Source organism: Methylobacterium sp. WL6 (assembly GCF_008040095.1).
In the GTDB taxonomy this organism is placed as follows: Bacteria; Pseudomonadota; Alphaproteobacteria; order Rhizobiales; family Beijerinckiaceae; genus Methylobacterium.
Genome location: NZ_VRVH01000062.1, coordinates 1 through 21,510, shown reverse-complemented (window position 1 = coordinate 21,510; position 21,510 = coordinate 1). Strand labels below are relative to the sequence as shown.

The following is a 21,510-nucleotide window of genomic DNA, read 5'->3' as shown; positions in this document are numbered from 1 at the left end:
GCGCGGCGCGGGCCCGCATCCGCGCGCGCGGGCGGGTTCCCGCCGACGGGCTCGCCGAAGCCTACGCCGCCGCCCATGCGGTGCTCGCCCCCTCCCGCTACGAGAGCTTCGGCCTCGTCTACCAGGAGGCCCTGGCCTATGGACGCCCGGTGGTGGCCTGCGCGCTGGATGCCAGCGCCCGCGCCTTCGTCGGCGACCCCGGCGCGGGGCCCTTGGCACGGGACGCGACCGGCCCGGCGCTCGCCGACGCTCTCCGCCCGCTGCTCGCCGACCCGGGCCTTCGCCTGGCCTACCGAACTCGTGCGCTCGCGGCGGCCGGACGTTTCAACCGGGCGGCCCTCGGCCGCGAGACCCTCGATCTGTACGCGCGCGCCATCGCGGCGAGCCGCGCTCGGGCGGCGCGCTGAGCCGAGCCCCGAACCGGGCGCTCAGTCGCGAAACGGCCGCAGCAGCGCCGCCTCTTCCTCCGGGCGCCCGCGTCCGGGGGCGAGGCTCTCGTAGCGCCGCGAGCGCGCCAGGACGTGCGCGCGGCCGAGATGATGCTCGATCGCCCCGTGCAGCGCGATGACGCTGCGTGACCAGCCGCCGTCGAGCACCGGCCGCTCGTGCACGCGGCCGCCATAGCGCACGCTCCTGCGGTTCAGCCGGTACTGGACGTCCGGGTAGACGTCGGAGAGGACGCCGTCGACGCGGTTCCGGCGCGGCAGCCCGACCGAGAGAACATCGCCCGCCTCGGCCAGGCCCGCAAGCGCCGGGAGGCGGCGGCCCGCGGCGGCGTCGAGGGTTTCGTCGGCGTCGAGCTGCAGCATCCAGGGATGGCGGGCGAGGTCCTGGAGGGTGTTGCGCTGCGCGCCGAAATCGCCGTCCATCGGCCGCGCGGCCACGCGCACTGCACCGTGCGCGAAGCCGGCGGCGGCCATGGCGCGCGGCGGACCGGCCGACGCATCGAGCAGGACGACCACGTCGTCGGTCCAGGCTGCGTGGGCCTCGACGCCGGCCAGGACGCGCTCGAGATCCGCAGGGCGACAGAGCAGGCCGAGGGAGACCGGCATCGTTTCCCCCACGTCGAGGGCGTAGAGGCCCGCCTGCGCGGCGCGGATGCCGTGCGGCCGGCGCAGATCCGCACGGCCGTCCCCGTCGCGCGCGCGAATTCCGAGACCGGCTCCGGTCGCAGCGCTGCGTAGGGTGTAGAGGTCGAGCCCGTAGGCGCCGTCCGGGTCCGGAACGAAGGCCGGTGCGGCGAGGCGTTCCGCGAGATCGGCACGGCAGCGGTCGGGATCGGCATCCGCCGTCAGCAGGAGCCCGCAGGAGGCGCAGGCGAGCGGGAAATCGCGGCGGCGACCGCCCGGATACGTGAGATGCCGTTCGGTCGGCTGCAGCATGTCTGCGGCGCAGACGAAGCATCGGCGCATCATCGGTCCAACCCTCCCGCTCCGCCGCCGCACCTTGCCGCGTGGGGCCGACGCCATACCTCCGCTGCTCCTCGAACCCCAGCCGCATGTGAACGCACCGGTCGATCCCTCACGCGCCCACGATGCGCCCCGGACCGGTGCGCTCCGGATCTCGGGTTCCCGGCTCGCCATCGTCGGCAACGCGCCGGGGATCGAGGCCGCCGCCGCGATCGACGCGGCGCCCTCGGTGGTGCGCTTCAACAACGCGGCGGGCTTTCGCGGACGCACCGGCTCGCGTGTCACCCACCTCGCCCTGGTCAACCGCGGCGGCCAGATGCGGGAATGGCTGGCCGATCCGGGCTTCCTCGACCGCCCGGTGGTTCGCGCGGCCGAGGCCTTCATCCTGCCGTTCCCGATGCTTCCGGCGGAGCACAACCGACCCGAGCAGGTGTGCTGGACCCGTGAGGCGCTGGCGCTGCTGGCTCCGCTCGGCAAGCCGGTTCACGTCCTGCCGGAAGACCTGCACCGCGAGGGTGGCCTGCGCCTCGGCGCCGGCACCATGGGACGGCCGAACCCGAGCACCGGCTTCCTCGTGACCCTGGCGCTCCTGCTCGGCCGGCCCTCGTGGTCCGGGCCGGTCGACGCCTACGGCTTCGGCTTCGCCGGCTGGCCCGGTCATCCCTGGGCGGCCGAGCGTGCTTGGTTCGCCGAAGCCGAGGCGTCCGGCCAGCTCCGCCTTCACTCTTCGGGATGACCGGCCCTACCGGGACCGTCCCCGCAACATGATCGAGTTCCGCGCATGACCACCCTCGTCACCGTCCTGAAGGGCGGCGGCCGCTACGACGCGATCTGGGTCGAGCGCCTCGCCCGCGGCGTGCGCCGCCACGCCCCGGCGTTCGAGCGAATCCTCTGCCTCACGGACCTTCCGCTCGCCGTCGCCGGCGTCGAGCGGGTTCCGCTACGGCACGATTGGCCGGCCTGGTGGGCGAAGATGGAGGCGTTCCGCCCCGGCCTGACGCGGGGACCGACGCTGCTGTGCGACCTCGACACCGTCCTCACCGGGCCATGCGATGCGTTGGCCGAGCCAGGGCTCGCCGCGATGGAGGATTACTTCCACGAGGGGCGGCTCTCCAGCGCCCTGCTGCGCTGGGACGGGGGCGAGCTGGATTTCCTCCACGCCGCGTTCGCGGCCGAGCCCGAACGCTGGATGCGGGCCGGTTCGTGCGGCCCGGTCCCCAACGGGGTGCACGGCGATCAGGTCGTGATCGACCATCTGCTGCGCCGCGCGGGCCTGCGCCCGGACTTCATCCAGCGCCGGTACCCCGACCTCCTCGACTTCTACGATCCGCGGCGGGCCGAGCACGGCCCGGTGGTGATCTTCATCGGCGATGCCAAGCCCGATACCGCAGTCGGACCGGTGCGGGCGGCGTGGGCCGAGTCCTGACCGCGCCGCGCGCCCTTACCTCAACGCGGCCGGCCTCAGCGCGGCCGGTCGTCGCCTGCGAGGCTGCCGACGCGCTCCGCGGCGAAGCGCTCGCGCAGCCAGGCCGCGGCGGGGCCGCAAGGCCGCTGCTTGTGCCAGACCAGCTCGAGGGCGATCGGCCAGTCGCCCTTGTCGAACTGCAGGTCCGGCGTGACGAGGTCCGGCGCGGTCTGCGAGGCGGCGATGACGTGGTCGGTGACGAAGGCCCAGCCGATCCCGTGCTTGACCATCTCCAGGATCACCCAGTGGCTCTCGACCCACCAGACCTCGGCGGCCACGCGAAGGCGGCGCTTCTCCGGCCCGTCGCCGCGCGCGGCGACGAGGATCTGGCGGTGGCGCTTCAGCTCCTCCCAAGCGACCCGCGCCTTCGCCAGCGGGTGATCGCGCCCGCAGACGAGCTTGAGCGGGACCCAGCCGATGGTTTGGAAGCCGAGCTCCGTCGGCAAGACCTCCTGGCGCCACATCACCCCGAGGTCGGCGGCGCCGGACTGCACCATGCGGCTGACGTCCTCCATCAGCGGGAAGAGCAGCTCCAGTTCCACCGATGGGAAGTGCCGGGCGAAGTCGGCGAAGAGCGCGCCGAGCGCGTGCTCGGGATAGAGCTCGTCGATGGCGACCACGAGCCGGTTCTCCACCCCCTGCTCGAGGCTGCTCGCGACGCCGATCAGGTGCTCCCGCCGGTCGAGCACCACCCGCGCCTCCAGCAGCAGCCGTTCCCCCGCCGGCGTGAGCACCGGGTTCCGGCCCGCCCGGCTGAACAAGGCCAGGCCGAGATCCGTTTCGAGGTTCGCCACCTGCGTGCTGACCGCCGACTGCGCCTTCCGCAGCACGCGGGCGGCGCCGGAGAAGGACCCGGCCTCGGCCGCCGCCACGAAGGCCTGAAGCTGATCGAGCGAGACCGCCATCCATCGGTTTCCGAGATACGTACCAACTTGCCGGGCCGGATATCGCAGATAGAACGCAGCCGACCAACGGGGTTTTTTCGGGCCAGACCATGCGAACCACCCGCGACCGCATCCGCCACGCCATCCTGTTCGAGGTGATCGGGCTCGCGCTCATCATCCCGCTCGGGACCCTGCTGTTCGGGCTGCACGCCGCCGACATGGGCGTGATCGGCGTCGGAAGCGCGCTGGTCGCGATGGCGTGGAACTACGCCTACAACCTCGGCTTCGACCGCGCGATGCAGCGGCTGGTCGGGCATACGCGCAAGAGCCTCCCCCTGCGGGTGGCGCACGCCGTGCTGTTCGAGGCCGGGCTGCTCGTGATCCTGCTGCCGCCGATCGCCTGGTATCTCGGCATCGGCCTCGTCGAGGCCCTGGTGATGGATCTTGCGATCGCGGGCTTCTACGTGGCCTACGCCTTCCTGTTCAATCTGGCCTACGACCGGACGTTTCCGCTGCAGAGCTGGGCCGACGCCGCGGCGGAGCCCTCGGCTTGAGCCGCGGCGACGCTACGCGACCACGAGGGTCAGGGCGCGGTCGGCCGGGCCGAGCTCGACCCGCCGGCCCCAGTCGAAGGCGATGAAATCCTGCTCGATCCCGTCGGCGAAGACCACGCCGCCCTCGTTCATCCGCGAGGTCACCGCCAGCGCCCTGCCTGTCAGCTTGCCCGCCCGGACGGCGGTGCCGGTGGCGACGCTCGGGAACGGCTCGCGCACCCAGTAGCCGACCGCCGCCTCCTCGGTCCCGATACCGACCGTGAGGTGCGTCGCCTCCCCGATCGAGCGGGCCCAGCCGGTCAGGCCGGTCCCCGAGGCGACGATGAGACCGCTCGACGATTGGTCCTCGGCCATGCCCGCCGCCTCGATCCTGTAGCGCGCCGATTGATGGCTGCGATGGCCGACGAAGATCTCGTTGAGCGCCAGCAGCCGCTCGCCGGTGTCGAGCACGCCCTGAACCATGGTGCGGCGCTCCACCGGGGCCGCCCCGGTGACGCTCGCCGGGAGCAGCGCGGGCAGGCGCCCGACCGCGATCCGCGCCAAGGCGCCGTCGTAGAGGTCCGGGTCCGGGTTGACGCCGATCACCGGCTGATCGCGCAGGTACTTCGCCACGTTGGCGACGAGCCCGTCCTGGCCCACCGTCACGACGACGTCCTCGGGGGCGAACAGGAAGCGATCGAGGTCGACGCGCCGGGTCAGAGCCTGCCGCCAGTCCCCCGGCACCGCCGCCCGCGCCTGCCCGAGCACGGCGTGGAACCTGAGGTGGCGCGCCTCGACCTCGGCCAGGCTCTGGCCGCGGCTCTCCAGGAAGAAGCGGGCCTGCCCGCGGGTGGCGTGGCGGGCGAGCAGGGCCTCGTAATCGGTGTCGCGGATGACGAACACCGCCCGCGGGGTGATCACCGGCATGGCACGACGCCTAGCGCGAGGCGGCCGCGAGCGGCGGCACCGGCCTGCGGAACTCGCCCAAGGCGGCGGCCAGCAGGTCGGGCGTCACGTTGACGTGCTCGATCGTCTCGAGCTTGCCCGCGAGTTCGCGCGCCGCCAGCCCGAGCAGCACGGCCGGCGGGAGATCGCGATAGATCGCGGCGCGGCGCTGCTCGGCCTCCGCCCGGGCGCCTTCCACGAGGCGGATGCGCTCGGCCTCGGCCGCCGCTTCCAGCCCCTGCGACTCGGCTAGGCCGGCGGCACGGTCGCGGGCGTTCTCAGCCTCCCGCGCGATGAGCAGCGCCTCGCGCCGGGCCAGTTCCGTCCGCGTCTCGAGCTCGTTCTCCGCGATGGCCCGCTCCTTCTCCACCGCGAGGGCGCGCCGCGCGAAGGTCGCCGCGTCCGCCTTCTGCTGAAGGGATTCGAAGGTCGGCATCTGAAGCGCGCGCTCCAGCTCGCTCGACGGCGCCAGGTTGGTGAGCCGCACCGAGACCACCGCGATGCCGATCTCCGCCAGGGCCGGCGCCGCCTCCAGGACCGATTGGATGGCGACGCGCAGGGGCTCGGGGCCGGCATCGAGGAGGGCGCCGACCGGGTTCCCGCCGATCGCCTGCAGGACCGCTTGGCCGGCGATGCCGCCGAGACGCGCCTCGATGCGCTCGATCGGCTCGCCCTGAGGCCTGCCGGTGCGCAGCCCGAGCGAGAAGTCGACCCGGCTCGCCAGCAGTTCCGGGTCGACCACGCGCCAGCCGATCGTCCCCTGCACCACGATGGTCTGGAAGTCCCGGCTGCGGCCGCGCACGAACAGCGTCATCTCGCGGTCGTCCATCGGCACCTCGCTGATGCTCGCGGTCTCCGGCCGGAACCAGAAGACGAGGCCGCGCCCGCTCTGCCGGATGCGGCCGTTGCGGTAGCGGATGACGTGGCTGCTCGCCTCGCTCTTCAGCTGCGCGACCGGACCGATGTTGCGGATCGTAGCCATGGGACCCTCCTCGTGGGGGCGGAGCCGCAGATCAGAGCGGCTTCCGGTAGCGATAGAGTTCGGCGGGACGGAACGAGGTGCCGGTCTCCCGGGCACCCGTCGGCACGAGCCAGCCCCGATCGAGCATCCGGCGGCGGAAGGCCGGCTTGTTCAGGGTCGTGCCGAGGATCGCCTCGTGCACGTCCTGCAGCTGCCGCAGGGTGAAGGTTTCCGGCAGCAGCGCGAAGCCGACGTCGGAATAATCGAGCTTCCCCCGCAGCCGCAGGATCGCCAGAGCCAAAATGTCGGCGTGGTCGAAGGCGAGCGGCAGAGCCGTGCGCGCCGCCCGATCCCGTGCGGCGAAGACCGCGACGGGGCGGCCCGCCTCGCTCTCCCCGGGCACCGCCATCCGGGCTGCCGACAACCCGGCGTCGCCCATCAGCACCTGCGTGAACAGCGCCTCGGGCAGGAGGGCGAGGTAGGCGACCGAGACGATGCGCATGCGCGGGTCCCGGTCGACGGCGCCGAAGGTGTAGAGCTGCTCGAGATGCGTCCGGGCGGCTTCGTCCGCGCCGAAGCCGGCCTTCTCGCGCAGGATGCGCCCGGCCGCCGCGTCGAGCGGCTCGTCGATCGCGACGAAGCTGCCGGGCAGCGCCCACCGGCCGGCATGCGGGTGCTGCGAGCGCTCGATCAGGAGCACGGCCGGGCGGCCCTCGCTCAGCCCCAGCAGGACGAGATCCACGGTGAGCGCCGGCCGCGCGAACGCGGCGGGATCGTACGCCTCCAGGAATTCGGTCTCGCTCACGGCAGCACCATATATCCGTTCTGCATCTAACTAATATCCATAACAGATATATGTCAAGCGTGGGGGGTGATGCGCCGTCCTCGCCGGCCGAATTGCCCGTGCGGCAAGGGCGGCTTCGGCGTGCAACGCGTCGCGTACGGCTGCGGAAAGCAAAATTTGATCGCAACCGCTGGTTTCGCGTTGATGACGCTGAACGGCAGCGTCTTCGGCGTTTGCCTCCCGGAACCACCGAGAGACGTGTCATGATGTCCACCCGATCCGCCTGCGCCCGAACCCTGATGGCTTCGACCGTCATCGTGGTGGGGTGGACGAGCACCGCCTCGGCGGACTGCCTGAGGCGGGTCTACAATCGCTCCGCCGCCGTGCTGGTCGCCAGCCAGGATGGTGGGCCCGCCTTCGTCGTGAAGCCGGGGCGTTTCGCCACCGTGCGGCTGTCGCAGCCGGGGCACGTCGATCTGACGGCCTACTGCGCCCCGCTCGGCCGCCTCGGGCAGCCGGTCGCGGGCGGGCGGGAAGCCGCGAAGATCCACCTCGAATACGAGGCGGTCCTCGACCGTTGCTACATGAAGTTCGGCGACGGCTTCTTCCAGCCGGATCTCGGCCCCGGTTTCGTCGGCACGAAGGACACGGCGCCCTTCACCGTCAACAACCCGAACCAGGGCGATATCGTCCTCGGGCCGTTCAACGCGGAATGCACGGGACAGAACTGAGGACGCAGCGTCCTGGGCTTCGCGGCATTCTCTTCCGGAGCTTGGCTCCGAACCCGGCGTGCGTCGACCTCGAGTGGAATGTGGATCATGGCGGGCGAACAGGGAGACTCCGCGCAGATGTCCGAAGTCCTGCGCCTGATCGGAATCTTGTCCGATGCGGTGCTCGACGCGCAGATCATGAATCGCCCGATTCCGGAGGCGCAGGTCAAGGCACTGAACGATGCAGCACTCCTGCTGCAGGAGCATCGCATCGCCCTGCCGCCGATGCTGCTTCAGGCGCTGCACGGCCTGGACAGCGCGCACGGTCTCGATCGAGGGATCAGGGGTCGCGCCGACGATGCGGCGACGGAGATCGTTCGCGAAGCGGAGGACCAGGACGAGACAAGAGGTCTTGCCCGATTCCTGCGGCCGTTCCGGAACTATCGTTCGTAGGCCGGCTTCTCTCGGCATATCTCCGGAGGAAACATGACCAAGTTCACGACCCTTTCTGGCGCTGCCGCCATCCTGATGCTCACGGCCGGCGCGTCCGTCGCAGCCCCCTGTGCGGTGGGCACGACCACCAACAGCCAGGGCACGTCGTCCTCGGCCGACAAGAGCTCGATGGCCGACGGGACCTCGACGGCGAAGACGACCCCCGGCGCCAAGGCTGAGACCCCCGGAACGGTCGGTGCCCTGAACAACGTCGGTGCCGGCACCAAGCCCGCCGACGGCGAGCAGAAACCGGCCGAGGGCCAAGTGGTGAAGCCGGGCAGCAACGACTGCTGAAGCCCGAAACCGATTCCAGACCCTCGATCCGATGGCCCTGCAGTATCTGGCCTGCAGGGCCATTTTCATGCGTCGACTTCCCGTTCCTTAATCAAATCCGAAATCGACCCAATCTCCGCCTCGCGGCGTGGAAAGGGTCTGCGGGTTCGCGAAGCCGATGCTTCATGAGCGGGTCATGGTGGACGGGTATGCGTTCCGGCGCCTGCCGTGCGATCGACGGAAAGCTTCTGAGATCGGCTTCGTTCGGGACGGTCAGATCGCCGCGCGGCAGCCGTTCTCGCTGCACCGCAGCACTGCGAGCCCCATCTATGGTGCAACGCAAGCGCTGACAGCTACACCGTCGGTGTCGCCGAACCGGAGATCCGCCATGTCGAACCTCGAACACCGCGCCGCCGCCCGGCTCACCTCCGCCGATCTGAAGGCATTGCCGCTCGTCCCGGAGCACATCCGCGCCCAGTACGGGGACGCTCTCACCCGCATTCCGCACGTTCGCGTCGCCGCCCATAAAGTCGAAGCCAGCACCGCCCTGCCGTCCGTCGGATCGTTCTTCGGTTGACGGCTCGCCTTCGGGCTCGGCCGCATCGTCGGTGGCGCCGCGAGGATCGGTGAGGTCCGATCTACTTCCGTTCCTGCTTCTGCGGATCCGCCGAGCGGTCGATCCCGTCGGCGACCGAAGTTCAGAATCGGCGTGAACTCGGTTTCCTCGTCGATTTCCCGCCCCTCGGGCTGGCACGTCGACGCCGGTGAGGAGCCCAAGGATGAAGACGAGCCGGTGCTGGACGATCTTTCCGCATCGTCGGCGTCGCCCGGAGGTGCACGATGTCGTTTTGGCAACGGTCTCCGTCTTCGTGAGCCAGGAAGGCCGCTACGTCCGTGATCGTGGCGAGCCGATCGGCGCCGCCCCCTACCCGGAGGGCTCCGACGAGCACGCGACCTGGGAGCGCGGCTGAACGGTTCCGGATTGCGAGATCCGCGGCACGATCGCCAACCGCGATCCGGCTCTGACGCCCGAAGCGTCGAGCGACCTAGCCGGAGCGCCTGGCGCTCCACCGTCCGCTGCAACCGACGATGCCGCCGGTGGTGCGCCAGGTTCCGCTGCCGCTGCCCGCGGCGTCGAGGGTTCCCGCGATTGGCACCCGGTTCGCGCCCTTGACGATCGTGGCCTGCACGGTTCCGCCCTGCGAGACGCCGCCGTCGACGTCGATCTCGTCGCCTGGGATCGAAGCGTCGCTATCCTTGATCTGAACCTGATAGCGCGTGCTCGCCGGGCACGGCCCTTCCTCGGTCACGGCCGTGATGGTCCACGAGCCGTCGAACCGATCGGGGACCCGGACCTTCTTCCGCGCGGCTTCGGCCGGAACGAGCAGGGCTGCGAGCACGCAGCCGGCGAGAACGGTGACGGAGATGCGAGACATGAGCCGCTTTTCGCGTGAGGGCGGCCGAGGGAAGGCCGGAAACCAGGGATACGGCGGAGCCGGCCGAAGGGTTTCCACGCTCGTCATCCGTGCTTGCCATCTCTCGACGAGCCGGCAACCATGGCGTTAGGGCCGCGGACCTTTTTGGCGCTTGGGCCGGTTGATCCCCCGCCGCACCTGTCAGCGGTGTGGAGTGTGCCGTGTACAATCCCTTCTTCTCGTCGATGATGCTCGCCTTCGAATCCCAGAAGGTGATCGAGCTGCGCCTCGTGCGGCTAGCCTGGGGCGGCCGCGAGGGCATGGCCGAGATGCACTCGATGGTGGCCGAGAAGATCCAGGCGAGCATCGAGGCCGCGGGCACCCTGATGATGGGCGGCTCGCCCGAAGTCGTCGTCGCGCGATACCGCGAGCACGTCGCCGAGAACACGAAGCGGCTGTCGGCCGCGTAGCCGTCCACCTGCCCGCGCCAAAGCGCGGACGCCCGGTCGGTGATCGCCTCGACCGACGGGCAGGCATCGGGAGGGTCGGCGAGGATCGGCGCCCAGGGGATCGAGGGCTGCGCGTCGTCCTCGGGTCTCTGAGCGAGGGCCGCGCCGCCGTGCTCCTCGATGATCGGGAGGCCTTCAGCGCCGTCGCCGGCGTAGCCGCGGAGCACGATGCCGACGGCGTGCTCGCCGTGGCTTTCGGCTGCCGCGATGAACAACGGGTCCGCGGTCGAGCCGAATTCAGTACTCGGGACCGGGCGTGCGCCGACGACTTGCCGAAGCGGAGCGAGACCGCCCGTCGAGGCGGCGATGATGCCGACCGAGCCCATCGCGTCGAGCCTGCATCAACCCAGCATTGCGCGATTTAACTTATGATGGAGTGAAAGCGCGTCGCCTTCGCTATGCGGCTCGTAGGCGCCCCGATCGCCAGCCATGGCTTGCCGATCGGGGTGCCTGCCTCCCGTCCATCGGAGACGACGTTGCCACGCTACTTTTTCGACATCGCGGACGGCGACCTTCGGATCGACGAGACCGGAACCGAATGCGCCGACCTCGACGCGGTTCGAAGTGCCGCCATGCAGATCCTTCCCGAGATCGCACGGTTCGAGACCGGGAACGGCGACCGGCACACCTTCACCGTGATCGCCAGGGATGCGGACCGGCATCCGGTGTTCACGACGACGTTGAGCCTGACCGGCCTCTGGTTGGTCGATCGGTGAGCGACGCCCCCGACCCGGGCCTCCCATCGGTCGCCCCAGCGTCATGGCTGATCCGCAAGCTGAAGAGCACGGCGCAGATCTCGGCTCGGGATCGCGCCGACATCGAGAACCTGTCGTTCACGGTGCGAACCTTCGGCGGACGCACCAGCATCGTCCACGAAGGCGACGTGCCCAAGCAGTGCTGCCTGGTGATGGACGGATGGGCGTATCGCTGCCGCAGCCTCGCCAACGGACAGCGCCAGATCTTCGCCTTCTACGTGCCCGGCGACATCCCGGACATCGAGAGCCTGCACCTGCACGTGATGGACCAGGGGCTCGTGGCGATCGCCCAGACCACGGTCGCCTTCGTCGCGCACAGCGACATGCGCGCGCTGATCGAGCGGAACACCTCCCTCGCGATGGCCCTGTGGCGCGATACGCTGATCGATGCCACGCGCTGCCGCGAGCGGGTGATCAGCCTCGGGCGGCGCCAGGCGGTCGGCCGGATGGCGCACCTGTTCTGCGAGATGTACATCCGGCTCAGGACGGTCGGCGTGGCGGACGACTTCCGGTACGTGCTGCCGCTGACCCAGGCCGAACTCGCCGACGCTTTGGGCCTGTCTTCCGTGCACGCGAACCGCTCGCTGCAGGAACTCAGGAAGCTCGGCTTCGTGACGCTTCACCGTCGCGAGCTGATCATCCACGACTGGGACGGCCTCGAGACGGTCGCCGAGTTCGATCCCGCCTACCTTCACATCGTCTGACTGCACATCATCTGATCGGTCGGACGCCGGCAGGCCGGAGCGGTCGCCGTCGCACGTCGGAGAGGCGCGTCCGAGACCTGGCCCGAGAGGATGGCGCACGACGATGCCGGCAATGCCGTCACGGGGGGCGGCAAGCTGAGACTGAAGACGGCACGCAGACGATGTGAAAGGCGAAGCATCGTCGGCCACGATGCAGGGTTCGGCAAGCAAAAGACGGCGGGACGCCGCGGCTTTAACAAAGCGTTCACCACCACACGGGACACCTAGGACAACTCACGATTGTGGTCGGTCCATGTATCTGCCGTTGATCGCCGCACTGATCATGCCCTGCGCCCTGATGGTCGCCGTGGCCTCTGTCGCCAGCCGCGGCGATCCCGACGATCGCTGGACCCGTTCGCCTCACCGGATCCGCCTGCTCCTGAGCTTTTAGGGCGACCTTGCGGCCTTCCGCCGACGCGACGCCGTCCGCTTAAGGTGTCCTGCCGCTCTCGACCGAACCGACGGCACGTTCACGACTTGTTAACCATTACAATCGAAAGTTGCGTCAGTAGATCGACGAGAACGGGTGCCGACGTGATTGGTCTTGCGCAATCCGAGGAACAGGCGGTCGAGCGCCTCACGCTCCGTCTCGTCGAGGACGCCTATTACGACCTCGCGGCGGTGGTACAGGGGGCGCAGCCGCAGGCGGCCGCCGCCTTGCTGGCCGTGATGGAGCAGCGCGTCACCGACGTCCTCACGGGGGTCTGCCGCACCCGCGCCGAAGGCGAACGCTCGGACGCCATCGCTCTGGCGGTCGGCGAGCGCGTCGCCGAGATCATGGACCAGGCGCATGGTCGCCGGTCGTCGGCGCGCGCTGCCTAGAGCATTTTCGAGCGAGACGGATGCCGGCTCGCGTGAAGACAATGCCATCTCACAACAAGATGAAGCATCGTCCGTGATCCAGTGATCACGGACGATGCTTCGGGAGATCGAACCATGACCGTCGACCGTAGCGCCACCTTCGAGAAGCGGGCGATCGAGGGCTTTCTCGGCGTCGCCCTGCAGGCCGCCCTGGTGCGGCTCGGAGAGCTGTCGGGAAGCCGCGCCGAAGAGGCACTGGACCATTTCGAGCATTCGCTCGTGCGCGCCCTGCGAACGTTGACCGGCCCGGAAGGGGCGAAACTGTCGACCCAGACCGCGGTCGAGGACACGATCGTCATCCTTCGCAAGACGATCGATGCCGCGAGCCGGAAGGTAGCCGAGAGTCAATCCGCGACGATGACGTCCCCGGCCATCGCAGCGTGACGCTGCCTTCGGGTGGAAGTCCAGCATCGCGCGGGTGCTTGACTCGAGATGCGCCAGAGCAGGCAGCCGGACTTGCCGAAGACCGTCGATCGGACCTTGCCTGATCCGACGGCCGCCGCCGCGGAGACAGGCTTGTCGCTGCAGACGTCGACTTGAGCTTGTCGTCAGTGCCGAGCGTCGTCGCCTCATGCAGATCTCACCCGCGAGAGAGGGTTGCTATTCTGGCCATCTCTATGTGAAGTTGAGCCGACATTACGTTTGCCAACCACGGGTGTGGGTACCCGCGTGCTCGACATCGCCTACGGTGATTGCGATCTCGCCGACGACCGCGGCGGGTTCGGATGCTGGCCGGTCTACACCGAGATCGCCGCGTTCGACGGGGTGCCGGGAAGCGAGCCGTTCCTCAAGGCGGCGACGCCGCGAACCAACCCGGCCCATACCATGACGCGCTCGACCTTCATCGCGAGGAGCTACGTGGCCTCTGCCCGGCAGGCGCCGGAGAAACCGACGTCCCGCCCCGTCGACGCGTGGCTGTCCGATGGCGCGGTGTCCGCATTCCTTCGGGAGATCGCAGGCACATCGTCGTTGCGAGCCGGGCGTGAAAGGATGCATGCGTCCCGTGCGGCCGGACCGATGCGGCAGGCGGCGACCGCATGACGCGCGCGTGGGAAAAGCTCAAGTCGCTGTTCTCCGGAGCAGGGCCGCAGCACCCTGTCGAGTACGCCGAGCTTCGGACACGGCACCCGCCGCGGACCGTCGCGAACCGCGTCGAGCCGACGACGGTGTCCGGTAAGCAGGCCGCGCCGACAGACGACGGCATGGCTCTGGTCTACGAGGCCGTCGAGCGGGAACTTCGCGCGGCCGGCCTGAGACCGTGATCCGTGGCGGCCGGCCCGGGGGCGGTCGAGCCGCCGGACGCCTCGGTCGAACGGGGTACGGGTCCGCCCCCGCGGATGCGGAGGCGGACCGTTTTTGGGAAGCCTTAAGCAGCGTCGGCGTCGTCGGCATCGAGGATGCCGTCGAGGTCGCCCACCAGCGCGTCGAGCTGCTCGGACGACGAGCGGATCTTGAACCGCGTCCCGTCCTCAGCCTCAACCGCGATCTCGACGTGGTCGCCGACCTTGGCCGCCAGCGCCTGCTTCAGGATGTACGTCGTCACGTCTGCCTTGTCGGCCATGCCAGCTCCTTCACGTTCGCCGCGGGCAACGCCGCACCGCTCGCTTCGTCGGTGCGGCAGAACCTCGCGGCACCGTGCATGGCGCACGGCCTCCACGGGGCCGGCACGCGATCCGCTCGGCCGTTCGTCACAAGGCCAAGCTATGACATTTCTGCAACCCAGGATTGATCGCAGCCGCGAAACTCAATCGCGCGCAATGCGTATTGGGATGTGCTCGGATCAGCAGCGACGCTGGTCGAGTCGTCTCCAACCTGAAAGCGAATGCCAGAATGACCCCCATCCATGCGCCGAAGCTCGCGACCAGCGGCGACCGATCGATCGGAAGCCGCATCGCGGCGTATCGGACCGCTCAAGGTCTGAGCCAGACCGCGCTCGGGCAGGCTCTCGGGGTCACGTTCCAGCAGGTCCAGAAATACGAGAAGGGACGCAACCGTGTCGGTGCCGCCCGGCTTCAGGCGATCGCGGATTTCCTGGGCGTCCCGGTCTCGACCTTCTTCGACGCTCCGGCAGAGATCGGCGATGGCCGCGAGTCGATTCAGCAGCTGTTGCAGGATTCCGAGGTGATGGACCTGATCAGGACGTTTGCCGGCATCTCCGACAAGGCGACGCGCCAAGGTGTCCTTGCCATCGTCAAATCCGCCGCAACCCTCGACGCCGAATTCTCGAAGAGGGTGGATTCAGCGATCGGCGATTGAATGCGCGACCGATTCGCCGCGCGCGAGGTCAGTCATCGACCGAGGCCGCCTGTGATGCCCTGAAGAGAAAGAGCGGGCTCGGGAGCGACTGAGCGTATCGCGACATTATTGGTAAAATTGTTTTTTCGGGCGTCGAAAAGATAATTTGACGCCGTGATACCGATTTAATGCCGTATGCGCCGATTGCATGGCGAAGTGTTGCGATGGACAGATGAGTGCGTCCGGGGGCGGAATTATAAAAGAAGAACTGGCCTTTGCTCGCATTATGTTGCGTTGCAAAATGCCCATGTCGCAACGCACAAATTCTGTGGTTCAATCTCTCGGTCGGCTCTGCAAGCGACCCAACCGGAGATCCGTCATGCGCTTCACCCACGCCCTCGCCCTCATCGCGTTCGCCTCGGCATCCGTCTCCGCCGGCGCGGCGATCGCCGATGAATCCTTGAACCTCACCCCGCCGCTCTACCGCGAGCAGGCCCGGACGTCTCAGCAGACGCGTTCCGTCAGCGATATGACCACGACGCCTCAGCCCGTGGCCGCCACGAAGCCGGTCGCGCCGCGCCGCGTCGTCGAGGTGGTCGCCGAGGCCGTGCCCGCTCGCTGAGTCCGCGCTCCCGTGGTGTCACGATCTGCGTTCGGCGGCCCGCCCGCCGGCGCAGCTGATACGGTCGCCGGCGGATCGCGATCGCGGATCGGTGAGCCGAGGCGCGCCGCCGATGACCGTGACGCGCATCGCGACATCCCCGAACGCCGCACGGACGGCGTCTCGATTTCGACCTGAACCACCCTGTCGTGCGCAGCCTGTCTCCTCGTGACGGAGGCCGCACGATGAGCGAGACCGAATCATCGAGCCTTGGGCGATCGGATCTTCTGCAGCGGCAGTCTGATCGACGACGAAATCGCCGATCGTCGCGCCGACCTTCAGCTCGCGCACCGAGGCCACGCCGGAAGCGAACCCACCACACGACGTCGGCTCGGGCGTCGACCGGGCGGGAGGTCGTCGATCCGCATCGCCTAAGGTGCCGAGGACGACATCGAGACGGTGCCCGGCCAGCCGCGCTATCCCCGATGCATCATCGCGGACGAACGCACGGCCTTCGCAGGGTCACCCGAGAGGTGGCGCGCGCGTGCATCATCATCCCATGTGCGCGGCATCACGGCCCTTCGCCTCGCAGAGCGATGTCGGGGATTCCTCGTCACCGCCGATCCCGCGACCATCAGGGCGGCGGAGGCAGGGTTTTCGAGATTCCGAGGCGTTGGCACCCGGAAGGGTGCGACCAACCGGCAAGGCGCAAACGCGCGACGGACCGAACCAGGCGACCGGGGTCGGTGCCACGTCCTCGGGAGCCGCCAACACCCCGGATGCGGCAGGCGAGGCGATCCCGACGCGGGATGCCGGGGCGAAATGTCCGTGCCGAGCACCGGACCGAAGCCGGTGGCACTTTGGAGCTTATCCAGCCTGCCGGAGTTGCCCTGGGCATTCCGCTTCCGACAGACGGCCTTCGGGCGCGTCGTCGCCCCCCGCAACAGGTTCGGAGATTATGATGGCACCGCCTGGAGAATTCGACATGAGCCGACGAGACGTGGTCGCCAGCGCGACCGCCGCCGCGGCCCTTTCCACCCTTCCCGCGGGCGCCCGCGCCGACGCTGCGTCCGGCGACCGCCCTGTCCTGGCGCGGGTGTGGTTCACGATCAACGGCCAGCGGCGCGAGCTCGAGCTCGACACCCGCACCAGCCTGCTCGATGCGGCGCGCGAGCACCTGCACCTGACCGGCTCCAAGAAGGGCTGCGACCACGGCCAGTGCGGCGCCTGCACGATGATCGTCGACGGGCGGCGCATCAACGCCTGCCTGACGCTCGCCGTGATGCACCAGGGCGCCGAGATCACCACCATCGAGGGGCTGGGCCAGCCCGACGACCTGCACCCGATGCAGGCCGCCTTCGTCCGCCACGACGGCTACCAGTGCGGCTACTGCACGCCCGGCCAGATCTGCTCGGGCGTGGCCGTGCTCGACGAGATCCGGGCCGGCATCCCCAGCCACGCCACCGCCGACCTCACCGCGCCGACCCGGGTCACCGAGGCCGAGATCCGCGAGCGCATGAGCGGCAACCTGTGCCGCTGCGGCGCCTATTCCAACATCGTCGAGGCGATGAGCGAGGTCGCCGGCCTCGAGACCGGCCGGAGGCCCGCGTGAAGTCGTTCACCTACGAGCGCCCGAGCACGCCGGCCGAGGCCGCCGCCGCCGTGGCGCGCACGCCCAACGCCAAGTTCATCGCCGGCGGCACCAACCTGCTCGACCTGATGAAGCTGCAGATCGAGACCCCGACCCACCTCGTCGACGTCAACGGGCTCGGGCTCGACCGGATCGAGGCCACGCCGGAGGGCGGCCTGCGCATCGGCGCGCTGGTGCGCAACACCGACCTCGCCGCCGACGCCCGTGTCCGGAAGGATTACGGCGTGCTGTCGCGCGCGCTGCTGGCCGGCGCCTCGGGGCAGCTGCGCAACAAGGCGACCACCGCCGGCAACCTGCTGCAGCGCACCCGCTGCCCGTACTTCTACGACACCGCCCAGGCCTGCAACAAGCGCCGGCCGGGCTCCGGCTGCTCGGCGCTCGACGGGGTCAGCCGGCAGCTGGCGGTGATCGGCGGAAGCGACGCCTGCATCGCCACCCATCCCGGCGACATGGCGGTGGCGATGCGCGTGCTCGACGCCACCGTCGAGACCGTCGACGGCGAGGGCCGGGAGCGCGCGATCCCGATCGCCGCGTTCCACCGCCTGCCGGGCGACGCGCCCGAGCGCGACACCACGCTCGCGCCCGGCGCGCTGATCACGGCGGTGACGCTGCCGAAGCCGGTGGCGGGCACGCACCTCTACCGCAAGGTCCGCGACCGGGCGTCGTACGCCTACGCGCTGGTTTCGGTGGCGGCGATCCTGGGCAGGGACGGGTCCGGCCGCGTCGCCTTCGGCGGGGTGGCGCCGAAACCCTGGCGGGTGGAGGCGGCCGAGGCCGACCTGCCGCGGGGCGCCAAGGCGGTGACCGAGCAGGTCTTCGCCGGCGCCGCGCCGACGCACGCGAACGCCTACAAGCTGACGCTCGCCGAGCGGACCCTGTCCGCGGCGCTCAACCAAGCAAGGGCCTGAAGCCATGAAGTTCGACCAGCCCGCCGGCCAAAACCCGATCGACCAGCTCAAGGTCGTCGGAAAGCCGACCGACCGCATCGATGGCAAGTACAAGACCACCGGCACCGCGCCCTACGCCTACGAGCGCCACGACGTCGTGCCGAACCAGGCCTACGGCTACGTGCTCGGGTCCAGCATCGCCAAGGGCCGCATCCGCGCCATCGACACGGCGGCCGCCAAGGCGGCGCCCGGGGTCGTGGGCGTCGTGACGACCCTGGAGCATCCTCGGCTGGAGCGGGGCATGATGAACGCCGCCTACCTGTTCGGCGGCGACGAGATCCAGCACTACCACCAGGCCGTCGCGGTCGTCGTCGCCGAGACGTTCGAGCAGGCCCGCGCCGCGGCGTTTCTCGTGACGGTCGACTACGCGCCCGAGGCCGGCAAGTTCGATCTCGCGGCCGAGGCGAAGGGCGCGCCGCCCGTGCCCGGCGACAGCAGCGAGGGCAGCGGCGGCGACGGCGAGGAACGCGTCGGCGATTTCGAGGGGGCGTTCGCGCAGGCGCCGGTGACGCTCGACGAGCGCTACACCACCGCCGACGAGAGCCACGCGATGATGGAGCCGCACGCGACCATCGCCGCCTGGGACGGCGACAAGGTCACGCTCTGGACCTCGAACCAGATGATCGGCTGGGGCCATGGCAGTCTCGCCAAGATCCTCGGCGTGTCGAAGGAGAACGTCCGCCTCGATTCACCCTTCGTCGGCGGCGGCTTCGGCGGCAAGCTGTTCGTGCGGGCCGACGCGGTGCTCGCAGCCCTCGCCGCCAAGGCGTTCCAGCGCCCGGTGAAGGTGGCGCTGACGCGCCCGCTCATCGCCAACAACACCACGCATCGCCCGGCCACGATCCAGCGCGTGCGCATCGGCGCGACCAAGGACGGCACGATCACCGCCATCGCCCACGAGAGCACGTCGGGCAACCTGCCCGACGGCGATCCCGAGACGGCGGTGAGCCAGACCAAGCTGCTCTACGCCGGTGCCAATCGGCTCACCGCGATGAAGCTCGCTCATCTCGACCTGCCAGAGGGCAACGCCATGCGGGCGCCGGGCGAGGCGCCCGGCCTGATGGTCCTGGAGGTCGCCATGGACGAGATGGCGGAGAAGCTCGGGATCGACCCTGTGGAATTCCGCATCCGCAACGACACCCAGGTCGACCCGCAGGACCCGAAGCGCCCGTTCTCCCACCGCGACCTCGTCGGCTGCCTCAAGCTGGGGGCCGAAACCTTCGGCTGGTCCAAGCGCAATGCACGGCCGGGCCAGGTGCGGGACGGGCAGTGGCTCGTCGGCGTCGGCATGGCCGCGGCGTTCCGCAACAACATGGTCCTGAAGTCGGGCGCGCGGGTCAGGCTGGACGGAGCCGGCACCGTCACGGTCGAGACCGACATGACCGACATCGGCACCGGCAGCTACACCATCATCGCGCAGACCGCCGCCGAGATGATGGGCGTGACCCTCGACAAGGTGGCGGTCAGGCTCGGCGATTCCGCCTTCCCGGTCTCGTCGGGATCGGGCGGCCAGTTCGGCGGAAACTCGTCGACGGCCGGCGTCTACGCGGCGTGCGTCAAGCTTCGTGAGGCGGTGGCGCAGCGTCTCGGCATCAACTCCGACGACGCGGTCTTCGCCGACGGGCAGGTGCGGGCCGGCAACCGTGCGGTTCCGCTCGGCGAGGCCGCGAGCCGGGGCGAGCTGACGGCCGAGGATACCATCGAGTTCGGCGACCTCTCTAAGAAGCAGCAGCAATCGACCTTCGGCGCCCATTTCGTCGAGGTCGGGGTCGATGCCGACACGGCGGAGATCCGGGTCCGGCGCATGCTCGCGGTGTGCGCGGCGGGGCGCATCCTCAACCCGAAATCGGCCCGCAGCCAGGTCATCGGCGGCATGACGATGGGCACCGGCTCGGCGCTGATGGAGGAACTGGCGGTCGACACCAAGCGCGGCTTCTTCGCCAACCACGACCTCGCCGGCTACGAGGTGCCGGTCCACGCCGACATCCCGCATCAGGAGGTGATCTTCCTCGACGAGGTCGATCCGATGTCCTCGCCGATGAAGGCCAAGGGCGTCGGCGAGCTCGGGATCTGCGGCGTGGGCGCCGCGGTGGCGAATGCCGTCTACAACGCCACCGGCATCCGCGTGCGGGACTATCCGCTCACCCTGGACAAGTTCCTCGACCGCATGCCCGAGGCGGCCTGACGCGCGATCGCGCCATGCTCGACACTGGATACGCCCCGGCGGCCTCCGCCGGGGTTCGGGAAATCGGTCGCATCCAAGCCGGCACGCCGCCGCGCTAGCTCGACGGCATGGATCGCAGCTTTCCCATGACCCGTGCCGCCGGGCTCGACCGCCTGTCGGCCTTCCTCGCGGACGCCGCCGTCGACTATGCCGGTGCCCGCAACACCGACCGCGGACCGGACGGGCGGCCGACCACGTCGGCGCTCTCGCCCTACCTTCGGCGCCGCCTGATCACGGAAGCCGAGGTGGTGGCCGCCGCCCAGGCCGCGTTCGGCGACGGCGGCGCCGGAAAGTTCGTCTCCGAGGTCTTCTGGCGGACCTACTTCAAGGGCCATCTCGAGACCCACCCGACCGCCTGGACCGACGCCCTCGCGCTGGCCACGGCGGATCGGGCGCGGCTCGCCGCGGAGCCCGGCCTGCGCCGGACCTACGAGGCCGCGATCGCGGGCCGGACCGGCATCGACGGTTTCGACGACTGGGCGCGGGACCTCGTCGAGACCGGCTGGCTGCACAATCACGCCCGGATGTGGTTCGCCTCGATCTGGATCTTCACCCTGCGCCTGCCCTGGGCGCTGGGTGCAGATTTCTTCGTGCGCCATCTCGTCGACGGCGATCCGGCGAGCAACACGCTGTCCTGGCGCTGGGTGGCGGGGCTGCACACCCGGGGCAAGCACTACGTCGCGCGCGCCGAGAACATCCGGCGCTACACCGAGAACCGCTTCGATCCCGAAGGGCTCGACGAGTACCCGGACGCCCTCGACGAGGCGATGCCACCGCGCGAGGTCCCTCTGCCGGCTGCCGCCATGCCGCCGACCGGCGACGTCGCGCTGCTGCTGCATCTCGACGACCTGCACCCGGAGAGCCTTCCGCTCGGGGAGGCGCGCATCGTGCGGATCGGTGGCATGCTCGCTCATGCCGAGGGGGCGTCCGAGCGCGTCCGGTCGGCGGATCACGCCGCGATGCAGGATGCGCTGGACCGGGCGGCCGCTCATTTCGGCTGCGAGGCGGCACCGGCCGACGCCGGCTGGTCGGCCGGGCTACCCGTCGTCACGGCCTGGGCGCCCGGGTCACGACGTACAGGCAGGGCAGGCTGAAGATCAGATGGAACATGGC

General features: G+C 69.8%; 31 protein-coding genes and 1 pseudogene. 23 read left to right on the top strand and 9 right to left on the bottom strand.

Going from position 1 to position 21,510, the window contains the following annotated elements:
• A partial coding sequence (locus tag FV230_RS11240; protein ID WP_147842450.1) for a glycosyltransferase occupies window positions 1-407 on the top strand: 407 nt, incomplete at its 5' end.
• Between the two features lie 21 nt (window positions 408-428).
• Here FV230_RS11240 and FV230_RS11235 read toward each other — a convergent pair.
• A complete protein-coding gene (locus tag FV230_RS11235; protein WP_147842452.1) occupies window positions 429-1,412 on the bottom strand; it encodes a hypothetical protein in 984 nt (327 codons plus the stop codon).
• A 148-nt stretch (window positions 1,413-1,560) separates the two neighbouring features.
• Between FV230_RS11235 and FV230_RS11230 the strand changes: the two genes are divergently transcribed.
• Entirely contained in the window at window positions 1,561-2,145 is a 585-nt protein-coding gene (locus FV230_RS11230) for a hypothetical protein (protein ID WP_147842451.1), read from the top strand.
• A gap of 45 nt (window positions 2,146-2,190) precedes the next feature.
• Window positions 2,191-2,835, top strand: coding sequence for a hypothetical protein (locus FV230_RS11225; protein WP_147842449.1), 645 nt, complete (start codon window positions 2,191-2,193; stop codon window positions 2,833-2,835).
• A gap of 35 nt (window positions 2,836-2,870) precedes the next feature.
• On the opposite strand, the gene FV230_RS11220 is transcribed toward FV230_RS11225, so the two are convergent.
• Window positions 2,871-3,779 carry a LysR family transcriptional regulator gene (locus FV230_RS11220; protein ID WP_147842448.1) on the bottom strand — a complete coding sequence of 303 codons (909 nt, stop codon included), beginning with the start codon at window positions 3,777-3,779 and terminating at the stop codon, window positions 2,871-2,873.
• An 89-nt stretch (window positions 3,780-3,868) separates the two neighbouring features.
• Between FV230_RS11220 and FV230_RS11215 the strand changes: the two genes are divergently transcribed.
• On the top strand, window positions 3,869-4,312 hold the full coding sequence (locus FV230_RS11215; RefSeq protein ID WP_147842447.1) for a PACE efflux transporter: 444 nt from the start codon (window positions 3,869-3,871) through the stop codon (window positions 4,310-4,312).
• 12 nt (window positions 4,313-4,324) lie between these two features.
• Here the strand turns inward: FV230_RS11215 and FV230_RS11210 are convergent, their stop codons facing one another.
• From FV230_RS11210 to FV230_RS11200, 3 genes are read right to left on the bottom strand one after another with little or no spacing between them, the layout of a single operon-like run.
• The gene (locus FV230_RS11210) at window positions 4,325-5,218 is read right to left on the bottom strand and encodes an NAD(+)/NADH kinase (protein ID WP_147842446.1); all 894 of its coding nucleotides are present in this window, start codon (window positions 5,216-5,218) and stop codon (window positions 4,325-4,327) included.
• A gap of 10 nt (window positions 5,219-5,228) precedes the next feature.
• Window positions 5,229-6,218: an SPFH domain-containing protein gene (locus FV230_RS11205; protein ID WP_147842445.1), complete on the bottom strand. Its 990-nt coding sequence runs from the start codon at window positions 6,216-6,218 to the stop codon at window positions 5,229-5,231.
• A gap of 31 nt (window positions 6,219-6,249) precedes the next feature.
• Window positions 6,250-7,002, bottom strand: a complete 753-nt coding sequence (locus tag FV230_RS11200) for an NUDIX domain-containing protein (protein WP_147842444.1) — start codon at window positions 7,000-7,002, stop codon at window positions 6,250-6,252.
• Between the two features lie 278 nt (window positions 7,003-7,280).
• Here FV230_RS11200 and FV230_RS11195 point away from each other — a divergent pair, with 278 nt between their 5' ends.
• The 5 genes from FV230_RS11195 (at window position 7,281) to FV230_RS31225 (ending at window position 9,427) form a co-directional block, all read left to right on the top strand.
• Entirely contained in the window at window positions 7,281-7,712 is a 432-nt protein-coding gene (locus FV230_RS11195) for a hypothetical protein (protein ID WP_147842443.1), read from the top strand.
• Between the two features lie 87 nt (window positions 7,713-7,799).
• Window positions 7,800-8,144: a hypothetical protein gene (locus tag FV230_RS11190; RefSeq protein ID WP_147842442.1), complete on the top strand. Its 345-nt coding sequence runs from the start codon at window positions 7,800-7,802 to the stop codon at window positions 8,142-8,144.
• 33 nt (window positions 8,145-8,177) lie between these two features.
• Window positions 8,178-8,477 (top strand): hypothetical protein, encoded by a 300-nt coding sequence (locus tag FV230_RS11185; RefSeq protein WP_147842441.1) that lies wholly within the window; start codon window positions 8,178-8,180, stop codon window positions 8,475-8,477.
• A gap of 367 nt (window positions 8,478-8,844) precedes the next feature.
• The gene (locus FV230_RS11180) at window positions 8,845-9,033 is read left to right on the top strand and encodes a hypothetical protein (RefSeq protein WP_147842440.1); all 189 of its coding nucleotides are present in this window, start codon (window positions 8,845-8,847) and stop codon (window positions 9,031-9,033) included.
• A gap of 271 nt (window positions 9,034-9,304) precedes the next feature.
• Complete coding sequence (locus FV230_RS31225) at window positions 9,305-9,427, top strand: hypothetical protein (RefSeq protein WP_281408277.1); 123 nt, start codon at window positions 9,305-9,307, stop codon at window positions 9,425-9,427.
• A gap of 75 nt (window positions 9,428-9,502) precedes the next feature.
• On the opposite strand, the gene FV230_RS11175 is transcribed toward FV230_RS31225, so the two are convergent.
• Complete coding sequence (locus FV230_RS11175) at window positions 9,503-9,979, bottom strand: heme utilization protein (RefSeq protein WP_246694826.1); 477 nt, start codon at window positions 9,977-9,979, stop codon at window positions 9,503-9,505.
• 113 nt (window positions 9,980-10,092) lie between these two features.
• Here FV230_RS11175 and FV230_RS11170 point away from each other — a divergent pair, with 113 nt between their 5' ends.
• Entirely contained in the window at window positions 10,093-10,341 is a 249-nt protein-coding gene (locus FV230_RS11170) for a hypothetical protein (protein ID WP_147842439.1), read from the top strand.
• 74 nt (window positions 10,342-10,415) lie between these two features.
• Here the strand turns inward: FV230_RS11170 and FV230_RS11165 are convergent.
• A pseudogene (locus FV230_RS11165) lies at window positions 10,416-10,706 on the bottom strand (chemotaxis protein CheB); the annotation flags it as partial.
• Window positions 10,707-10,856: 150 nt separating this feature from the next.
• Between FV230_RS11165 and FV230_RS11160 the strand changes: the two are divergent.
• The 7 genes from FV230_RS11160 (at window position 10,857) to FV230_RS11135 (ending at window position 14,001) form a co-directional block, all read left to right on the top strand.
• The gene (locus FV230_RS11160) at window positions 10,857-11,096 is read left to right on the top strand and encodes a hypothetical protein (RefSeq protein ID WP_147842438.1); all 240 of its coding nucleotides are present in this window, start codon (window positions 10,857-10,859) and stop codon (window positions 11,094-11,096) included.
• Window positions 11,093-11,839: a Crp/Fnr family transcriptional regulator gene (locus FV230_RS11155; protein WP_147842437.1), complete on the top strand. Its 747-nt coding sequence runs from the start codon at window positions 11,093-11,095 to the stop codon at window positions 11,837-11,839. The genes FV230_RS11160 and FV230_RS11155 overlap by 4 nt, the downstream gene beginning before the upstream one ends.
• Before the next feature lie 292 nt (window positions 11,840-12,131).
• The gene (locus tag FV230_RS29580) at window positions 12,132-12,269 is read left to right on the top strand and encodes a hypothetical protein (protein ID WP_187275473.1); all 138 of its coding nucleotides are present in this window, start codon (window positions 12,132-12,134) and stop codon (window positions 12,267-12,269) included.
• A 143-nt stretch (window positions 12,270-12,412) separates the two neighbouring features.
• The gene (locus FV230_RS11150; protein ID WP_147842436.1) at window positions 12,413-12,700 is read left to right on the top strand and encodes a hypothetical protein; all 288 of its coding nucleotides are present in this window, start codon (window positions 12,413-12,415) and stop codon (window positions 12,698-12,700) included.
• Between the two features lie 81 nt (window positions 12,701-12,781).
• Complete coding sequence (locus tag FV230_RS11145; protein WP_147842435.1) at window positions 12,782-13,123, top strand: hypothetical protein; 342 nt, start codon at window positions 12,782-12,784, stop codon at window positions 13,121-13,123.
• A 285-nt stretch (window positions 13,124-13,408) separates the two neighbouring features.
• On the top strand, window positions 13,409-13,780 hold the full coding sequence (locus FV230_RS11140; RefSeq protein WP_147842434.1) for a hypothetical protein: 372 nt from the start codon (window positions 13,409-13,411) through the stop codon (window positions 13,778-13,780).
• Window positions 13,777-14,001, top strand: a complete 225-nt coding sequence (locus tag FV230_RS11135) for a hypothetical protein (RefSeq protein WP_147842433.1) — start codon at window positions 13,777-13,779, stop codon at window positions 13,999-14,001. Before FV230_RS11140 ends, FV230_RS11135 begins: the two co-directional genes overlap by 4 nt.
• Before the next feature lie 104 nt (window positions 14,002-14,105).
• Here FV230_RS11135 and FV230_RS11130 read toward each other — a convergent pair whose 3' ends face one another.
• Window positions 14,106-14,300: a hypothetical protein gene (locus FV230_RS11130; protein WP_147841329.1), complete on the bottom strand. Its 195-nt coding sequence runs from the start codon at window positions 14,298-14,300 to the stop codon at window positions 14,106-14,108.
• Between the two features lie 269 nt (window positions 14,301-14,569).
• Here FV230_RS11130 and FV230_RS11125 point away from each other — a divergent pair, with 269 nt between their 5' ends.
• Both FV230_RS11125 and FV230_RS11120 read left to right on the top strand, forming a co-directional pair.
• A complete protein-coding gene (locus tag FV230_RS11125; RefSeq protein WP_147842432.1) occupies window positions 14,570-14,995 on the top strand; it encodes a helix-turn-helix transcriptional regulator in 426 nt (141 codons plus the stop codon).
• Window positions 14,996-15,353: 358 nt separating this feature from the next.
• A complete protein-coding gene (locus FV230_RS11120) occupies window positions 15,354-15,596 on the top strand; it encodes a hypothetical protein (protein ID WP_147842431.1) in 243 nt (80 codons plus the stop codon).
• 18 nt (window positions 15,597-15,614) lie between these two features.
• Here the strand turns inward: FV230_RS11120 and FV230_RS11115 are convergent, their stop codons facing one another.
• Entirely contained in the window at window positions 15,615-15,926 is a 312-nt protein-coding gene (locus FV230_RS11115; protein ID WP_147842430.1) for a hypothetical protein, read from the bottom strand.
• A gap of 610 nt (window positions 15,927-16,536) precedes the next feature.
• Here FV230_RS11115 and paoA point away from each other — a divergent pair.
• The 4 genes from paoA (at window position 16,537) to FV230_RS11095 (ending at window position 21,491) form a co-directional block, all read left to right on the top strand.
• The gene (paoA, locus tag FV230_RS11110) at window positions 16,537-17,187 is read left to right on the top strand and encodes an aldehyde dehydrogenase iron-sulfur subunit PaoA (RefSeq protein WP_147842429.1); all 651 of its coding nucleotides are present in this window, start codon (window positions 16,537-16,539) and stop codon (window positions 17,185-17,187) included.
• Window positions 17,184-18,134: a xanthine dehydrogenase family protein subunit M gene (locus FV230_RS11105; protein ID WP_147842428.1), complete on the top strand. Its 951-nt coding sequence runs from the start codon at window positions 17,184-17,186 to the stop codon at window positions 18,132-18,134. The genes paoA and FV230_RS11105 overlap by 4 nt, the downstream gene beginning before the upstream one ends.
• Before the next feature lie 4 nt (window positions 18,135-18,138).
• A complete protein-coding gene (paoC, locus tag FV230_RS11100; RefSeq protein ID WP_147842427.1) occupies window positions 18,139-20,358 on the top strand; it encodes an aldehyde oxidoreductase molybdenum-binding subunit PaoC in 2,220 nt (739 codons plus the stop codon).
• A 125-nt stretch (window positions 20,359-20,483) separates the two neighbouring features.
• Window positions 20,484-21,491: an FAD-binding domain-containing protein gene (locus FV230_RS11095; protein WP_147842426.1), complete on the top strand. Its 1,008-nt coding sequence runs from the start codon at window positions 20,484-20,486 to the stop codon at window positions 21,489-21,491.
• Window positions 21,492-21,510 lie beyond the last annotated feature (19 nt).

Coding starts and splice junctions, on each gene's coding strand:
- FV230_RS11210 (WP_147842446.1), bottom strand. CDS start 5,218: ATGCCGGTGATCACCCCGCGGGCGGTGTTCGTCATCCGCGACACCGAT.
- FV230_RS11235 (WP_147842452.1), bottom strand. CDS start 1,412: ATGCGCCGATGCTTCGTCTGCGCCGCAGACATGCTGCAGCCGACCGAA.
- paoC (WP_147842427.1), top strand. CDS start 18,139: ATGAAGTTCGACCAGCCCGCCGGCCAAAACCCGATCGACCAGCTCAAG.
- FV230_RS11195 (WP_147842443.1), top strand. CDS start 7,281: ATGGCTTCGACCGTCATCGTGGTGGGGTGGACGAGCACCGCCTCGGCG.
- FV230_RS11185 (WP_147842441.1), top strand. CDS start 8,178: ATGACCAAGTTCACGACCCTTTCTGGCGCTGCCGCCATCCTGATGCTC.
- FV230_RS11095 (WP_147842426.1), top strand. CDS start 20,484: ATGACCCGTGCCGCCGGGCTCGACCGCCTGTCGGCCTTCCTCGCGGAC.
- paoA (WP_147842429.1), top strand. CDS start 16,537: ATGGCACCGCCTGGAGAATTCGACATGAGCCGACGAGACGTGGTCGCC.
- FV230_RS11220 (WP_147842448.1), bottom strand. CDS start 3,779: ATGGCGGTCTCGCTCGATCAGCTTCAGGCCTTCGTGGCGGCGGCCGAG.
- FV230_RS11180 (WP_147842440.1), top strand. CDS start 8,845: ATGTCGAACCTCGAACACCGCGCCGCCGCCCGGCTCACCTCCGCCGAT.
- FV230_RS11190 (WP_147842442.1), top strand. CDS start 7,800: ATGGCGGGCGAACAGGGAGACTCCGCGCAGATGTCCGAAGTCCTGCGC.
- FV230_RS11205 (WP_147842445.1), bottom strand. CDS start 6,218: ATGGCTACGATCCGCAACATCGGTCCGGTCGCGCAGCTGAAGAGCGAG.
- FV230_RS11215 (WP_147842447.1), top strand. CDS start 3,869: ATGCGAACCACCCGCGACCGCATCCGCCACGCCATCCTGTTCGAGGTG.
- FV230_RS29580 (WP_187275473.1), top strand. CDS start 12,132: ATGTATCTGCCGTTGATCGCCGCACTGATCATGCCCTGCGCCCTGATG.
- FV230_RS11125 (WP_147842432.1), top strand. CDS start 14,570: ATGACCCCCATCCATGCGCCGAAGCTCGCGACCAGCGGCGACCGATCG.
- FV230_RS11175 (WP_246694826.1), bottom strand. CDS start 9,979: ATGACGAGCGTGGAAACCCTTCGGCCGGCTCCGCCGTATCCCTGGTTT.
- FV230_RS11135 (WP_147842433.1), top strand. CDS start 13,777: ATGACGCGCGCGTGGGAAAAGCTCAAGTCGCTGTTCTCCGGAGCAGGG.
- FV230_RS11120 (WP_147842431.1), top strand. CDS start 15,354: ATGCGCTTCACCCACGCCCTCGCCCTCATCGCGTTCGCCTCGGCATCC.
- FV230_RS11225 (WP_147842449.1), top strand. CDS start 2,191: ATGACCACCCTCGTCACCGTCCTGAAGGGCGGCGGCCGCTACGACGCG.
- FV230_RS11130 (WP_147841329.1), bottom strand. CDS start 14,300: ATGGCCGACAAGGCAGACGTGACGACGTACATCCTGAAGCAGGCGCTG.